General features: G+C 66.3%; 15 protein-coding genes. 8 read left to right on the top strand and 7 right to left on the bottom strand.

Going from position 1 to position 14,182, the window contains the following annotated elements:
- The first annotated feature begins 45 nt into the window (after positions 1-45).
- Positions 46-486 carry a PaaI family thioesterase gene (locus ACVZTU_RS14345; RefSeq protein WP_482400681.1) on the top strand — a complete coding sequence of 147 codons (441 nt, stop codon included), beginning with the start codon at positions 46-48 and terminating at the stop codon, positions 484-486.
- 1 nt (position 487) lies between these two features.
- Positions 488-1,003, top strand: coding sequence for a PaaI family thioesterase (locus tag ACVZTU_RS14350; RefSeq protein WP_482400682.1), 516 nt, complete (start codon positions 488-490; stop codon positions 1,001-1,003).
- 3 nt (positions 1,004-1,006) lie between these two features.
- On the opposite strand, the gene ACVZTU_RS14355 is transcribed toward ACVZTU_RS14350, so the two are convergent.
- Positions 1,007-2,608, bottom strand: coding sequence for an AMP-binding protein (locus ACVZTU_RS14355; protein WP_482400683.1), 1,602 nt, complete (start codon positions 2,606-2,608; stop codon positions 1,007-1,009).
- A 187-nt stretch (positions 2,609-2,795) separates the two neighbouring features.
- Positions 2,796-3,884 carry a GmrSD restriction endonuclease domain-containing protein gene (locus ACVZTU_RS14360; RefSeq protein ID WP_482400684.1) on the bottom strand — a complete coding sequence of 363 codons (1,089 nt, stop codon included), beginning with the start codon at positions 3,882-3,884 and terminating at the stop codon, positions 2,796-2,798.
- A 272-nt stretch (positions 3,885-4,156) separates the two neighbouring features.
- On the opposite strand from ACVZTU_RS14360, the gene ACVZTU_RS14365 reads away from it, so the two are divergent.
- Complete coding sequence (locus tag ACVZTU_RS14365; RefSeq protein ID WP_482400685.1) at positions 4,157-4,843, top strand: hypothetical protein; 687 nt, start codon at positions 4,157-4,159, stop codon at positions 4,841-4,843.
- A gap of 186 nt (positions 4,844-5,029) precedes the next feature.
- Here the strand turns inward: ACVZTU_RS14365 and ACVZTU_RS14370 are convergent, their stop codons facing one another.
- The gene (locus ACVZTU_RS14370; RefSeq protein ID WP_482400686.1) at positions 5,030-5,827 is read right to left on the bottom strand and encodes an NAD(P)H-dependent oxidoreductase; all 798 of its coding nucleotides are present in this window, start codon (positions 5,825-5,827) and stop codon (positions 5,030-5,032) included.
- 80 nt (positions 5,828-5,907) lie between these two features.
- Here ACVZTU_RS14370 and ACVZTU_RS14375 point away from each other — a divergent pair, with 80 nt between their 5' ends.
- Complete coding sequence (locus ACVZTU_RS14375; protein WP_139468224.1) at positions 5,908-6,849, top strand: AraC family transcriptional regulator; 942 nt, start codon at positions 5,908-5,910, stop codon at positions 6,847-6,849.
- Between the two features lie 14 nt (positions 6,850-6,863).
- Here the strand turns inward: ACVZTU_RS14375 and ACVZTU_RS14380 are convergent, their stop codons facing one another.
- Genes ACVZTU_RS14380 through ACVZTU_RS14395 form a run of 4 tightly spaced genes read right to left on the bottom strand, consistent with a single transcriptional unit; the run spans position 6,864 to position 10,205 of the window.
- Complete coding sequence (locus ACVZTU_RS14380) at positions 6,864-7,664, bottom strand: sulfite exporter TauE/SafE family protein (protein WP_139908880.1); 801 nt, start codon at positions 7,662-7,664, stop codon at positions 6,864-6,866.
- 15 nt (positions 7,665-7,679) lie between these two features.
- Positions 7,680-8,486 carry a thioesterase family protein gene (locus ACVZTU_RS14385; protein ID WP_482400687.1) on the bottom strand — a complete coding sequence of 269 codons (807 nt, stop codon included), beginning with the start codon at positions 8,484-8,486 and terminating at the stop codon, positions 7,680-7,682.
- A 44-nt stretch (positions 8,487-8,530) separates the two neighbouring features.
- The gene (locus tag ACVZTU_RS14390; protein ID WP_139468221.1) at positions 8,531-9,286 is read right to left on the bottom strand and encodes an enoyl-CoA hydratase/isomerase family protein; all 756 of its coding nucleotides are present in this window, start codon (positions 9,284-9,286) and stop codon (positions 8,531-8,533) included.
- Positions 9,287-9,323: 37 nt separating this feature from the next.
- On the bottom strand, positions 9,324-10,205 hold the full coding sequence (locus ACVZTU_RS14395; RefSeq protein WP_482400688.1) for a LysR substrate-binding domain-containing protein: 882 nt from the start codon (positions 10,203-10,205) through the stop codon (positions 9,324-9,326).
- Between the two features lie 79 nt (positions 10,206-10,284).
- Here ACVZTU_RS14395 and ACVZTU_RS14400 point away from each other — a divergent pair, with 79 nt between their 5' ends.
- From ACVZTU_RS14400 to ACVZTU_RS14415, 4 genes are all read left to right on the top strand, one after another.
- Positions 10,285-11,232 (top strand): EamA family transporter, encoded by a 948-nt coding sequence (locus ACVZTU_RS14400; protein WP_482400689.1) that lies wholly within the window; start codon positions 10,285-10,287, stop codon positions 11,230-11,232.
- Complete coding sequence (locus tag ACVZTU_RS14405; RefSeq protein ID WP_482400690.1) at positions 11,229-11,864, top strand: NAD(P)-dependent oxidoreductase; 636 nt, start codon at positions 11,229-11,231, stop codon at positions 11,862-11,864. Before ACVZTU_RS14400 ends, ACVZTU_RS14405 begins: the two co-directional genes overlap by 4 nt.
- A 143-nt stretch (positions 11,865-12,007) precedes the next feature.
- Positions 12,008-13,423 carry an MFS transporter gene (locus tag ACVZTU_RS14410; RefSeq protein ID WP_482400691.1) on the top strand — a complete coding sequence of 472 codons (1,416 nt, stop codon included), beginning with the start codon at positions 12,008-12,010 and terminating at the stop codon, positions 13,421-13,423.
- Positions 13,420-14,082 carry a GntR family transcriptional regulator gene (locus tag ACVZTU_RS14415; RefSeq protein ID WP_482400692.1) on the top strand — a complete coding sequence of 221 codons (663 nt, stop codon included), beginning with the start codon at positions 13,420-13,422 and terminating at the stop codon, positions 14,080-14,082. The genes ACVZTU_RS14410 and ACVZTU_RS14415 overlap by 4 nt, the downstream gene beginning before the upstream one ends.
- The last annotated feature ends 100 nt before the right edge of the window (positions 14,083-14,182 follow it).

Consider the following 14,182-nt stretch of genomic DNA (forward strand, 5'->3'; position numbering starts at 1 on the left):
CCCTAGGCTAACTTCATAATAACAAGTCAGATCGAAGGAGAACACATGACTGATGACGCGCAGGCCGCCCAGACCCCCGATGTCTCGCTGGAGAAGGCAAGTCGATTCGTCGCGGCTTCCGGTTTCGTCGTCGAGGAGGTGACGGCCACCTCGGTGCGGGGATATGCCGAACTCGACGAGAATCACCACACTCCATGGGGCGTCATCCACGGCGGCGTGTACACGACCATCGTCGAAAGCGCAGGCAGCATCGGCGCTTCATACGCCGTGGCTGAGCGCGGCGAGTTCGCCGTCGGCGTCCACAACGCCACCGACTTCCTGCGCCCGAGCACGGGAGCCCGCGTCAATGTCGAGGGCAACGCTCTTCACCAGGGACGCACTCAGCAGCTCTGGGAGATCATCATCACGGATGCGGCCAGCGGCAAGCAGCTCTCACGCGGCCAGCTGCGCATCCAGAACGTCCCCATGCCCGAAGGGAGCAACTGAGATGAGCACCGGGGCTGAGCCGAAACTTCGCGAAACGACCGTGACCTGGGGCGATCCGGCCATCGGTCTCAAGCAGCTTCCCCACCTCGACGGATTCGACTTCCTCCAGAAGATCGCCGACGGCGAGATTCCCGGCGCTCCCATCGGAGCACACATCGGAATGGAATTCACCGAGGTGGAGCGGGGCAAGGTCACTTTCACCTGCCATCCCGACGAGTCCCACTACAACCCGATCGGAGTGGTCCACGGCGGTCTGGTCTGCACCCTGCTCGACTCGGTCCTCGGATGTGCCGCGCATTCGCTGCTGCCCGCAGGTATGGGCTACACGTCGATCGACATCAACGTCAGCTACCTGCGGCCCGTGACCGCCGACAGCGGCCCTCTGGTCGCCACCGGCAGAGTCACCAAACCGGGACGCCGGGTCACCTTCGCCGAGGGTGAGGTCGTTGACGCAGCAGGCAAGACCGTCGCGACGGCAACGAGCAGCTTGTTGGTCTTCCCTCTCGAATCGGCCTGAGCCTCAGCTCCCAGCCATCTCCCGCAGTGCGTTCTTGCGGATCTTGCCGGTCGACGTCGTCGGCAGCTCGTCGACGAATTCGACTCCGGCCGGAGCCTTATAGGAGGCGATTCGGGTCTTGACGAATGCGATGAGATCGGCTTCGGTCGCCTCGTTGCCGGGCGCAAGGACGACGTAGGCCAACGGTCGCTGTCCCCACTTCTCGTCGGGCATTCCGACCACGGCCGCCTCGGCGACGGATTCGTGGGCGACGAGAGCCTGCTCGACCTCGATCGTGGAGATGTTCTCTCCGCCGGAGATGACGATGTCCTTGGCACGGTCGAGGATCTGGACATACCCGTCGGGGTGCATCACGGCAAGATCACCCGTGTGGAACCAGCCGCCGCGGAACGCCTCGGCGGTGGCTTCGGGCGCGTTGAGGTAGCCCTTCATGACGTTGTTGCCGCGCATGACGATCTCGCCCATCGTCACCCCATCGCGAGGCACGTCGGTGAGCACATCGTCGTCGCGCAGCTCGACCACGCGCATACGTTCGGCGCTGATCATGCCGACCCCCTGGCGGGACTTCAGCTTCGCGCGCTCCTCCACCGGCAGGCCGGTCCATCCGGGCTGCGGTTCGCACGAGGAGTACGGGCCGTAGGATTCGGTAAGTCCGTAGACGTGGATGACCTCGATGCCGAGGCCCTCCAACAGGGCGATCGTCGTCGGCGACGGCGGGGCGCCGGCCGTGGTGATGGACAGCGATCCATCCAGGTCGTGGGCCTCCTTGGCCCCGGCGATGGTGTTGAGCACGACGGGAGCACCGGCCATCCGCGTGACCTTCTCCTCGTCGATGAGCCGCCAGGCTTCTGGTCCACGCACGGCTCGGATGCACACGTGCGTGCCCGACACCGCGGTCAGCGCCCAGGTCGTGCACCAGCCGTTGCAGTGGAACATCGGCAGCGTCCACAGGTACTTGGTCAGAGCCGGGAAGTCCTGCGTGATGACCTCGCCGAGCGAGTTCAGGTACGCCCCGCGGTGGGTGTACATGACGCCCTTCGGCCGCCCCGTCGTGCCCGAGGTGTAATTGACGGTGATCGTCGCCGTTTCGTCTTCGACTTCGTAGGCTCGCGGGGATTCCGGCGCCGAGGCGGTCCAATCGGCATACGCTTCCACGCTGAGATCCGCGGCGGCCACCTCACCTGGGGTGCCGTCCTCGTCGGGGTGTACGACGATGGTGTCGACGGCGTTCGCAGCCCCGGCATCGATGACCGGCTGGAGGAGTCCGGCATCGCCGAAGAAGAACTTCACTTCGCTGTGGCCGAGGATGTACTCCACCTCGGGCGGCGCCAGTCGGGTGTTGAGCATGACGAGCACGCCGCCGGCCAACGGGACCGCGTAGTGGGCGATGAGCGCCTCGGCACTGTTGGGTGCGAGCACTGCCACGGTGTCGCCGGCATTGAGCCCGCGTCGGACCAGTCCTTCGGCGAGGTTCTGCACGGTCTCGGCCATCTGCCGGTAGGTGAAGCGGCGGGGCCCGTCGACGATCGCCTCCCGTTCGGGGTGGGCTTCGAGCGAGCGTTCGAGGAAGCGCAGCGGAGTCAGGGCGGTATCGAGTCCCGACATGGGGATTCTCCTCTTCGTCGGTGGTCGTGGCGGCCGTCGACAGGCGCAGCTGCGACGGTGTTCGACTTCAGATTACCGAGCGACTGTGACCTCGTGCACACCACCCCTCGCCGAGGCGGCCGATCGTCAGCGCGACCGCTCCCTGTCCGCGCTTCGGCTCCATGCGACGATGAGCGCGACGCCCCCGCTATTCGCAGCCGATTCCGTCGCCGTCGCGGTCGAGGTGGGACCCGTATCCGGGGTCGCCTCGGCGAACGGGTGCGGCACCGGCTTCGCGGGCGGCCGTGCAGTTCTCGAAGTAGGACGACGAGCCGGAGCTGCTGGACGATCCACTCGTGGTTCCGCTCGACGACGAGCCCGAGCTCGATGAACTCGATGAGCCCGGGCTCGAGGATTTCTGGTTCGCCGGGCGGGTCTCTTCCTTCGTGGTGACATTGTCGCCGTCACCGGGGCCGGGCCAGTCGACATCCTCGGCGAAGGCGGGCTGGTCATCGCACTTCGCCAGCACGCGTTCCATGGCGGACTTCTCGGCCGGGACCACCCACAGCTCGTATTTGTGCTTCACGGCGATCTGTCGGGCGACGTATTCGCAGCGGTAGGACTTGTGCGGCGGCAGCCAGGTCGCGGCGTCGCCGTCGCCCTTCTGTCGGTTGAGGCTTGAGCTGACGGCGAGCAGATTGAGTGGGTCGTTGCCGAACTCTTTCAGCGTCTCGTCATCGAATTTGAAAGCCCCGGTCTGCCAGGCGTTCGAGCGGGCGACGACATGGTCGATGTCGACGGCGTTCGCACTGCGGTCGAAGTCGTAGGTCTCCCCGGCATAAGGGTCGTCAAGCGTTCCAGCCAGCACGATGCATCCGTGAGTTCCGGCCTTGAGGGTGATGGTCGTGAGGTCGCGGCGGAGCACGTCGTTGCGGGTGTCGCAGCCGTTGTGGTCGGTGTCCGACCGCCATTTGAACAGGTCACCGTCGTACCCGGTCTTCGGCGCCCGGCCCTTGACCGTGAGTTCAGCCAACATCGCCGAGGCGGTCCCCGTCGCCGCGCTGCCCGCGCGGCCTTCGTCCTCTTCGCCGGCTTCGTCGGTGTCATCGCTTGTCGCCGATGTCGAAGGGTCGGCGCTCGGCTTCGGGGCCTTACGTGTGGGTGTGGGGTCGGCGGTGCTGGATGAGGCGGTGTCCACGGCCGGTTGGGCATCCTCGGCGCATCCGGTCAGGAGGCCGAGGGACAGGACTGCCGCGAGTGCCGCGAGTGTGCGGCGTGAGGAAGAGAGCAAGGGCATGGGCTTTCGGGCGTGCAGGCTCGCCACTGGGGCGAGGTGGTTCAGACGTGGTCGTGGACCGAGCCGACACGAATGCCGCTGCCCGATCCACTCCGATCAGTGTAGGGCGGGCCGGGCGGCGATGGCACGGGATCGGCCGGAACGTATCCCATTCGTTAGATACGAGGAAAACTTGCCAGCAGACCTCCCACTGACCTTCCCATCTGACCCCACCGGCGGGCAGGTGCATGATGGGAGGGAAGGGTGGGCGGCCTCGGCGAGGAGGATTTTCGATGCGACACGATGAGGAGCGTCCGCGCACCAGCGGGTTCCTTGCCGATGGGACGGTGCCGGGGCACTGGACGCAGGTGCTCGGGTCGATGCGTGCGAATCCGTTCACGCGTCTTTCACTGGATGAGGTGCGCGCCGAGGCGGCATACCTCCTCATCGTCGCGCCCTCCCCCGAGGTGGCCCGTGCGTGCTTCGGGGAAATGCTCGATGAGTTCGGGGACTCGATTGAGATCGCAGTCGTCGACGAGGTCACGCCGGATCACGTCCCCGCTGGGACGTGGGTGTTCCTGCCACATCGGCAGGACGGGTGGACGGATCTCGAGGACGCCTCGGCGAAGGTGCGGGCGGCTTTGGTCAAGGAGAACTCGTCACGAGAGGCCTCCCACAAGCTGGTTCTCATGGAGTACGGGATCAACCTGTGGATGTGGGCCGAGCCGCCGTCGAGCGGAGGCGACCCCGTCTGCCATGCCGGCGAACTCATCAGCTGGGAAAGCGCCTGGGCGTTGGGGGCGGAGGCTGGTCCAGGTGACGCGGCCGTCGCCATTGGTGCTGGTCACCACCCCGGCAACGGAACTTTCGCAGACTCCGGCGCTGGCATTCCAGAGACTTCACCACTGACTGCCTTGGCCCGCCCGCCGATCTACTTCGGCCTGCCGCCGATCCTGCGCCGGCGCCGTTGGGATGGCTGAGCATATTCTCTGGCCCACCTTCGTAGGCAGCTCGAGTGAGCCTCGAGCACATAAACTATACGGCGAGCGGTCGACGCTGAAGCAAGCTGTCGGTGTGGACCCACGTGGCCGAGGTGAGCGCTCAGCGCTCATGCGAGCGGTCGGTGGCCAGGAACATGGCTGAGGCGAGGCGTCGAACAGCCTCGGTCAACCGGCCCGGTGGATCGTCAGGTCCGTGCGCCCGGGATGGACGCTGTCGATCAGCGCCCGAGTGGACCGGTCGTAGTCTCCGCCCAGCATTCGGCGGTAGGGACGCGCATGCTCCTCGGGCAGTCCCGTGATCCGAGAGGTCAGGCGCGCGGCCTCCCGTTCTCTGCCGTCGGCACCGAGCCCATCCGCGTCATAGACGACGTGGAGGTCGAGGGTTTCGATCCCGACGTACCACAGTGCACCGTGTGTCAGCGGAAAGAGCAGTGATTCGAGGTCGCCGCTGATTCCGCGTGGACCCAGTGTTCGACTATCGTCTCCCGCTGTGACGATGATCAGTGCTTTCCTGCCCATGAGCCGACCGTCGCCATATCGTCTCGGCAGACCGGTGGAGTCATCGATGTCGCCTTGCGCGAAACCGGTCTGCAGCACGCGGTCGATCCATCCTTTGAGCATCGCGGGAGGCCCGTACCACCACAGCGGAAACTGGAGAACCAGAAGTTCGGACGCCGCCAGCCGCTCCTGTTCGCGTCTCACCTCCGACTCGACCTCACCCCGGGCATATGCTTCGCCGGTCAGTTCCGCCAGGTTCCCACAGGCGCCGGACAGACTTCCGAGATCATGCTCACCGAGCGTCGGGTTGAAGCGATCGGCGTAGAGATCCGACACTGTGAGTTCGTACTTTTCGGCCAGCGCGGATCGACCGGCTTGGAGCAGGTGCCTGTTGAGCGAATCTGCTTGCGGATGCGTGTAGACCCAGTGGGCGTGACCGGAGATCGGTTCATGAAATGAGTTCATGAATCAATTACATACGAGGCGCACGAGACGGAGAATAGGTGGCACGATCAGATAGATGCTCCATCGTCTAAAATGGCAACGTGGATGCTCTGACAAATGTGCTCACACATATCCGGTCGTCCGGCGCGCTGCTGGGTAGGACTTTGGCGAATCCGCCATGGTCTGCAGTGTTCGCGGAGAAGTCCTCTCTTACGCTCGTCGCCATGATCCGGGGTGATGCGTGGATCGTCGATGGTGGACAGTCTCACCGACTCAAGCCCCATGACATCGCCGTTGTCGTCGGACAGGCCCCTTTCGAGGTCACCAGTGACCCCGGAATGTCTCCTGATCCCATGTACGTCCAGACGGAGTCGGGAGTCTGCCTTGCCGCAGACGGAGGTGTGGCCGACAGCATTGCGCTGGGGACCCGGACCTGCGGCACACAGTTGGATGCCGATGACACTATGCTGACCGGATCATTCACTGTGAACGGTCGCGTAGCCGACCGCCTGCTGACGACACTCCCTCGGGTATTCGTCGTGCCGCACGAGTCACAGCGCACGAAGACGCTGGGTCTTCTTGAGACGGAGATCATGCGCGAAGAGCCCGGACAACAGGTCATCCTCGATCGACTGCTCGACGTCGTGCTGGCTGCGGCGCTGAGGGACTGGTTCGCAATGCCCGAAGTTCAGGCCCCAGGCTGGTACCGCGCGAGCTCCGACCCGACCGTGGGCGCCGCGCTCAACGCCATCCATGATTCCCCGCAGCACCCATGGACCATCGCGACTCTGGCCGAACAGTCCAACGTCTCGCGAGCGACGCTGGCGAGACGTTTCACCGAACTGCTGGGAGAGCCCCCTCTGACATACCTGACGAGCTGGCGTCTGTGCTTGGCCGCCGACCTCCTTGAACAGAGCGACTCGACAGTCGAATCCGTGGCGCTCGAAGTCGGCTACTCCAGCGGATACTCACTCAGCACTGCCTTCTATCGCGAGTACGGGATCCGCCCCAGCCGGTATCGCAGGGCGTCAGCAGACGCCTGACTGCACCTGCTTCCTCACGCCACGGCGACGACCACCCCGGCCGCCACAAGCAACACGAAATACCCCCAGGCGTGGAGGATCTCGGGGATCTTCGGCACCCGACGGCGCAGGAACACGATGATCGGCAGTCCGCCGATGAGCAGCGCCGCGGCCGCCACCAGGTCGAGTGATCCCACGATGCCCGGGGCATCGATCGCCGCCGGGGTCAGGATCGTTACGAGCACGGCCGGGCTCATGATCACCAAGGTCAGGGGGTTGGCCAGGGTCGTGGCCACGGTCATCGTGGCCCCGGACCGGCGCATCATCGGTACCGTCATCACCGACCCGCCGACGCCGAGGAACGACGCCAGCCCACCGATCGGCACACCCCAGACAGCGGCGATTCCTCGGCCTCCCTCGCTGACTTCGCCAACGTCATCGACGACCGCGGCCTTGCGTCGGAAGAATCCGGGCCGGGCGAGCAGATCGATGGCAGTGGCCGCGATGTACGCGACGAACCCCCACTGCAGCAGCGCGTCCGGTGCGAATCGTCCTGCGAACGCACCCAATCCCCCGCCCAGCGCGAGCAGCCCGAGCAGCCACCATCGCCCTTTCAGGTGGGCGAGCGTGGATCGCTTCGTCGACACCGTCGCGACGATCGCGTTGACGAGCATCACCAGCGCCGAGGTGGCCGCCGCCACCCGTGCCGTGTCATGTCCGAGATCCGCATCGACGAGGGTGATGATCGGGACCGTGACGAAGCCGCCGCCGAACCCGAAGAGCACGGTGGTCAGGCCGACGAGGCAGCCGATGAGGACGAGTCCGAGGAATTCCATGACTGGCGGGAAACCTCAGAGCCGGGCGATGAGCAACGGCTGGGTCACCGATCCGACATATCCGTGCTCGTCGGCCAGATCACCGTCCGTGACACCGCGCCCATCAGGGCCGACGTGGGTGCGGGCATTCATGTTCAGCCACTCCGACCGCGGTTCGCGAGCGAAGGTCAGCGACAGTGACGGTGGAATGAACGTCCACTCGCCGAACGGAACCGCCGCCGAGACGCCGTTCGCCGAGTCCGCAGCGATGACGAAGCGTTGGATCGGGCTCGTCTCCTCACCAGCGACGAGCGGGATGCGCGGTCGCACCCAGACGTCGGCCGCCCCGAGTTCCTGGAGGCCGCCGGAGACGAAGCGCCACTCGATGGCACGCCCATAGCCCCAGTCGGGGCTGATGCCGGGGAAATACTTCTGCTCCTGCGGTTCCGGCACCGCCGAGGTGTCGAAGGTCGAGGCCACTTCGGCGCTGGATTCCGGGGTGGACCGCATCCTCCACGCTGTCGCGGTCACGGCGAGGCGGTCCTCGGCCCAGAGTTTGGCCTCGACGAGTTCGATGCGCTTGCCCGGACGCATGATCGTCGCCTCGGTGCGGATACGGCCCTGCGGGATGGGGCCGAGCATGTCGATCGTCAGCCGCCCGATGCTCATCGCCTCGTCCTCACGGACTCGTTCGACGGCCCTGGCCAGCAGCGCGGCGGGCGGGCCGCCGTGCTGCATCGCCTCATCCCACGGGCTCGTCGTCGCACGTGTGGAGTCGAATTCGTCCTCGCCGCGCGGAAGGTAGAAGGCCTCGGGAAGCGGGCTGACCTCGTTGTCTGTCATGCAATTTCCTCAGTCGTTGAGCGTTTCCACCATTCTGCCCGACCTCAGACTTTGCCCTCGGGGTCTGAGTCGCCCGAGCCGGGGTCGGCAGTCTCGTTCTTCGCGGCGAAGGCGAGCGCGAACTCCTTCTTGCTATCGGCAATCGCCTGCGCCTCGAAGGTGTTCTTCCACGTCCGCAGCAGTCGCTTCTGCTGCGCGATGACGGCCCGATCGGCGCGTGTGGTGTCGCGCAGCAGCTCGAGTGCGCGCTCCTCGACCGACCCGTCGACGGAGTCGTTGAGGAAGCCGCAGGCGAGCATGTCAGCGGCGGAGAAACAGTTGCCGGTGAGCACGAACTCTGTCGCCTTCGTCCAGCCCATCAGGCGGTGGAGATTGACCGATTCGAGCACCGAGGGGATGCCGATGCGCACCTCGGGCATCGAATACCAGGAGTCCTGGCTGCCGATGCGGAAGTCCGCGGCTGCGGCGATCTCGGCGGCCCCGCCGATGCAGTAGCCGTCGATGGCGGCGGCGACAGGAAGGGCGCAGTCCTTGATCGCTTCGCACACCTCGCCGAGGCGGCTGATCGTCGCGTACGCCCGCGACGCACTCGTGTGCGCGAATTGTGCGGTGTCCATTCCGGCTGAGAATCCGCGTCCGCCGGCCGAGGTAAGCAGGACCGCGCGCAGGCTCTCGTGAGCACCCGCCTCGGTGAAGGCGTCGATGAGCTGTCCGAGCATGTCCTCGGTGAGCGCATTCGCCTGCCCCGGATTGTCGATGGTGACGGTAAGAATGTCGTCGGTGCGGTCTTGCCTGATCATGCGGGCTCCTGCCTGTGAATGTGTCGCTTCCTCAACCTTATTCCGCCCCAAGGCTCGCCAACGCCGACTCAACAAAGGCCGACGCCGCCGGGCTCGGATTGAATTCGCTCCAGGCGAGGTATTCGACGCGCTTCGGCCCGTCGACCACGGGCACGGTGATCAGTCCTCGCCCCTCCGGCACAACTGCCGGGGCAAGCAACGCGATGCCGAGGTCGTGTGCGACGAGGTCGAGCATCATGTCCACAAGCATCGATTCGAACGCGACCGTCCGGGTCAGTCCCGCCTCGGCGAAAGCCCGATCCGACTGGGACCTGCCGGGGCTGTCGGCTGGGAAGTCGACGAATACCTCGTCGGTAAAATCGGCCAGCCGCAGGCGCTTGCGCCGCGCGAACCGGTGCCCGGGACCGAGCACGGCCACGAGCCTCTCCCGAGCCAGCACCTGACTTGCCACCCCGGTCGGCACCGCCGCCTCCGGCAATCCGAGGACTGCCGCGTCGAGGGACCCGGCACGGATCCGCTCGATGAAATCGACGCTGCCGCCCACACTCAATCCGACGCTCACCTGCGGATACGTCCGATGAAACCGTCCGAGCACGGCGACGAGGTCGAGTCGGGTCACCGTCGGGATCGCCCCGACCGTCAGATTTCCACGCATCTGCCCTGTCGCCGCGACCGCCTCGGTGACAGCCCGATCCGCGGCGTCGAGAGTCGCCCGGGCACCGGCGACGAAGGCGTGCCCGGCTTCGGTGAGTTCGACCCGTCGGCTGGTCCGGGCGAAGAGTTGGACACCGAGCTCGCGTTCGAGAGCCTTGATCTGATGGCTGAGTGCCGATTGCACGACATGGGTTTTCTGGGCCGCTCGGGTGAAATTCCGCTCCTCGGCGACGGCGAGGGCATAGCGCAGCTGCTGCAACTCCATTCATACATGATGACAGTTCATGGATTCGATGAAAACTATGTGTTGGACTCATGGCACGATTCAGGCAGACGCTGGAGTCATGACAACGACGACCACACTCACCCCATCCACCCCGACTCCGGCGAGCTCCCGGGTCGGCACCACCGTCCTCACCGCCCTCGCCCCTGCAGTGTGGGGCACGACGTACCTTGTGACCACGGAATTCCTGCCGACGGGCCACCCGCTCTTCGCCGCGCTCATGCGCGCCCTGCCCGCGGGCCTCATCGGTCTCCTCATCGCCCGCCGCCTGCCCACCGGGTCCTGGTGGTGGAAAGCAGTGGTGCTCGGGACCCTCAACATCGGGATCTTCTTTCCGCTTCTGTTCGTCGCAGCCGCTCGCCTGCCCGGCGGGGTCGCTGCGACTCTGGGAGCCGCGCAGCCGATCCTCGTCACCGTCCTCGCGGTCATCGTCCTCGGTGAGCGTCTGTCGGTGTGGCGATTGGGCTGGGGGTTCGTCGGCGTTGCCGGCGTCGGTCTCGTCGTCCTCGGCCCCGGTGCCGGCTTCGATCTGGTCGGCATCGCAGCGGGCATCCTCGGTGCCGCCTCGATGGGAACCGGCGTCATCCTCGCCAAGAAATGGGGACTGCCGCCGGGCATCGGACCGGTCGGGTTCGCGAGCTGGCAGCTGAGTGCCGGCGGACTCGTCCTCCTCCTGCCCACCCTGCTCATCGAAGGCGTCCCCGCACAGGTCGACGCCCCGGGCATCGCCGGCTATCTGTGGCTGGGCGGCGTCGGCGGACTGCTCGCCTACACCCTGTGGTTCCGCGGCCTCGGACGCCTGCCGGTCACCGCGACCGCCCTGCTCGGACTGCTCTCCCCGCTCGTGGCTGCCGGACTCGGCATCGTCTTCGCCGGTGAGAGCCTCAACCTCGCGCAGATCGCCGGATTCGTCCTCGCTCTGGCAGCACTAGCCTGCGGACAGCTCTCCCCGACCGCACTCAACCGTGCACGCACATCAAACCACACAGAGAAGGAACCCGCAGTATGAGGATCACCGTCATCGGAGCCACCGGAATGGTCGGCTCCCGCATCGTCGCCGAGGCGGCCGACCGCGGCCATGGCATCATCGCCGCCTCCCGCCACCCCGAACACACACCTCGCCCCGAGGTGCATCCGCTGGCGATTGACGCCAGTCGTTCGCAGGACCTCGACCGTGCCCTGCGCGGTGCCGACGCAGCCGTTCTCACTGTGCGCGCGACACCCGGTCAGACACAGCAGTTCCTCTCCATCACGGAGGAAGTGCTGCAAGCGACCGCTCACGCGAGGGTGCCGCTGCTCATCGTCGGCGGTGCCGGGCCGCTGCGCTCCCCGAACCGGGCCGACATCCTCGTAGTCGACGACCCGGAGTTCGTCGCCGCCGAGTGGAAGGAGCTCGCTGCCGCCAGCGTCGCCCAGCTCGACGTCTGCCGCAACCAGGGCGGAGACCACTGGACCTACCTCAGCCCGCCGGCGGTGCTCGAACCCGGCAACCGCCTCGGCGAGTACCAGCGCGGAACGACAGCCCTGCTCATCGGGGCGGACGGCCAGGCGCGCATCAGCGCCGAGGACCTCGCCGCTGCCGTCATCGACGAACTCGAATCACCAGAGGGCGACCGGCACTTCACCGTCGCAAGAGTCTGAGGTTCGCGCGGTCAGGCGAAGGGCATCGGCCGGCCACCACCTCGGTCGTCCCTGTCTGTCCCACCTGCGATCGCCTGTTGTATCCAAGATGGATCCAAGTTAACGTGGACGCACACTGACCACCACGACGACGTGAGACCACCATGACCAGCCACATCCGCGAACAGGCCAAACTCATCACTGCCCAGCTCCTCTCGGGAGCCGGCATCGCCTCCGGGTATGCCGTCGGCGGACTGCTCGCCGAGGAGATCACCGGGCAGACCTCGATGGCCGGTTTCGCGCAGATGAGCGTCATTCTCGGCGCCGGCCTCATCGCCTATCCTCTCGCCGTGCTCGCCGGTCACTCCGGTCGTCGTAAGGCGCTGACCTTGGGCTTCGGCATCGGCACGCTCGGCGCCGTGGTCGTCCTCATCGGCGTCGCCCTGCAGTTCCTCCCCTTGTTCATGCTCGGGATGATGATGTGCGGATCCTCGACCGCCTCCGGCCTGCAGGCTCGTTACGCCGCCGTCGACCTTGCCGACCCGGCCGCCGCAGGCCGAGCGATGTCCCTGGTGGTGTGGGCGACGACCGTCGGCTCCGTCCTCGGCCCCAGCTTCACCGCTCCCGGAGCCCACCTCGGCGAAACACTGGGCATGAACGGATTGGCCGGGCCCTACCTCATCTCCATGGTCGCGTTCGCCCTGGCGACGCTGTCGGCCTCGACGCTGACGAAGTCGGTGGCCGCCGGAACCGACCATCCGGGCGAATCCGGGGTCGACGACCCCGGCCACGATGGTGAAGGCACGACCGAGGACAGCGGCGGGGCCGCCTCGGCGAAGGATTCCGCCTCGACCAACAGATCCACCACCACATCCGCCACCGAGGCGACCGCCCCTCCCCCGATGAAACTCGGCGAAGCGCTGCGCTTCGCCCTGGCCCGCCCGGTGCCGCTGTTCGCGATGATCACGATCATCGCGGGGCAGATGATGATGACCAACGTCATGGTCATGACCCCGGTGCACATGGATCACCAGGAGTTCAGCCTCGGCGCCATCGGCATCGTCGTGAGCATCCACATCGCCGGCATGTACGCCCTGTCCCCTGTATTCGGCTGGATGGCCGACCGGTGGGGTTCGGGCGTCGTCATCGCAGGTGGGGCCGGTATCTTCGTTCTCACTATCGTCCTCGGCGTCATCGATGCGGTGGCCCCGGAGTCGTCGATGGTGCTGCTGTCGACCGCGCTGTCGCTGCTCGGAATCGGATGGTCCATGTTCCTCATCGGCGGCTCGTCCCTGCTCACCGCCTCGGTGCCGGCGCATGCGAAGGTGCCGCTGCAGGGCGCCTCGGATTCGGCGATGAACCTCGGCGGGGCGCTCATGGCGGCGATGGCCGGGTCCGTGCTCGGCGCCGGCGGATTCCTGTGGATCAACCTCATGGCCACGTTCGTCCTGCTCGTCGCCGTCGGATTCTCGATCCGCGCGATTCCGCTGATGAGCTGGCCCGGACGCCGCGCACCCGCTCCCGCCGAGGCGGCCGACCGGCCCGCTGCCGCCGCGAGACAGGACGGGGTGGGGAAATGAGCACGAATACACGATCCTCGAGAACGACGACGGAATCGATGAGCGCGGCCGAACGCGCCTATTCGGTCATCCGCGGGCAGATCCTCAACGGCTCTCACGTGCCCGGGACGATGCTCGGCGAGGCGGCGCTGGCCACCGAGATCGGCGTCAGCCGCACCCCGGTGCGCGTGGCCCTGGCCAGGCTGCAGGACGAGGGGTGGATCCACATCTACCCCAAGCGCGGCGCGATCGTCCAAGGCATCGACGAACGCACGGTCTCCGAGCTCGCCGATGCCCGTTATGTGCTCGAGACGACCGCTGTCGAGCGGGCATCCGAACCCATGCGGAAACGGTTGGCGGAGAAACTCGGCGCTCTCATCACGCAGCATCGAGCCGCTTTCGCAAAGGGGGACGTCGCCCGATTCATCGAGCTCACCCTGGAGTTCCACCGCGGCTTCGTCGAGGCAGGGGACAACCGGGTGATGCTCGAGATGTACTCACTGCTCTCCGACCGGCACAGATTCACCCTATTCATGAACAGCCGACACCTGCTCGATCGATCGGACGATCTCATCGCCGAACACGAGGCCCTCGTCGCACATCTGCGCTCCGGCGATTCCGCGGCATTCGCGGCGACTCTGCAGGGCCACATCGCGGAGAACGCCGGCCCGGCGCACTGACGGACGGATGCACCGGGCCCCTGTGGCGATTCGACTCGACGTCTCCTCGTAACGGCACAGTCTGAGTTGAGCAGCCCATGTTTGAACATGGGCTATCCAC

The organism is Brevibacterium sp. OS20 (assembly GCF_056837565.1).

What these genes read in the sequence shown, in the direction of transcription:
- ACVZTU_RS14405 (WP_482400690.1), top strand. Translation starts at nt 11,229, where the DNA reads ATGAGGATCACCGTCATCGGAGCCACCGGAATGGTCGGCTCCCGCATC.
- ACVZTU_RS14345 (WP_482400681.1), top strand. Translation starts at nt 46, where the DNA reads ATGACTGATGACGCGCAGGCCGCCCAGACCCCCGATGTCTCGCTGGAG.
- ACVZTU_RS14390 (WP_139468221.1), bottom strand. Translation starts at nt 9,286, where the DNA reads ATGATCAGGCAAGACCGCACCGACGACATTCTTACCGTCACCATCGAC.
- ACVZTU_RS14350 (WP_482400682.1), top strand. Translation starts at nt 488, where the DNA reads ATGAGCACCGGGGCTGAGCCGAAACTTCGCGAAACGACCGTGACCTGG.
- ACVZTU_RS14370 (WP_482400686.1), bottom strand. Translation starts at nt 5,827, where the DNA reads ATGAACTCATTTCATGAACCGATCTCCGGTCACGCCCACTGGGTCTAC.
- ACVZTU_RS14355 (WP_482400683.1), bottom strand. Translation starts at nt 2,608, where the DNA reads ATGTCGGGACTCGATACCGCCCTGACTCCGCTGCGCTTCCTCGAACGC.
- ACVZTU_RS14360 (WP_482400684.1), bottom strand. Translation starts at nt 3,884, where the DNA reads ATGCCCTTGCTCTCTTCCTCACGCCGCACACTCGCGGCACTCGCGGCA.
- ACVZTU_RS14395 (WP_482400688.1), bottom strand. Translation starts at nt 10,205, where the DNA reads ATGGAGTTGCAGCAGCTGCGCTATGCCCTCGCCGTCGCCGAGGAGCGG.
- ACVZTU_RS14410 (WP_482400691.1), top strand. Translation starts at nt 12,008, where the DNA reads ATGACCAGCCACATCCGCGAACAGGCCAAACTCATCACTGCCCAGCTC.
- ACVZTU_RS14380 (WP_139908880.1), bottom strand. Translation starts at nt 7,664, where the DNA reads ATGGAATTCCTCGGACTCGTCCTCATCGGCTGCCTCGTCGGCCTGACC.
- ACVZTU_RS14415 (WP_482400692.1), top strand. Translation starts at nt 13,420, where the DNA reads ATGAGCACGAATACACGATCCTCGAGAACGACGACGGAATCGATGAGC.
- ACVZTU_RS14400 (WP_482400689.1), top strand. Translation starts at nt 10,285, where the DNA reads ATGACAACGACGACCACACTCACCCCATCCACCCCGACTCCGGCGAGC.
- ACVZTU_RS14365 (WP_482400685.1), top strand. Translation starts at nt 4,157, where the DNA reads ATGCGACACGATGAGGAGCGTCCGCGCACCAGCGGGTTCCTTGCCGAT.
- ACVZTU_RS14385 (WP_482400687.1), bottom strand. Translation starts at nt 8,486, where the DNA reads ATGACAGACAACGAGGTCAGCCCGCTTCCCGAGGCCTTCTACCTTCCG.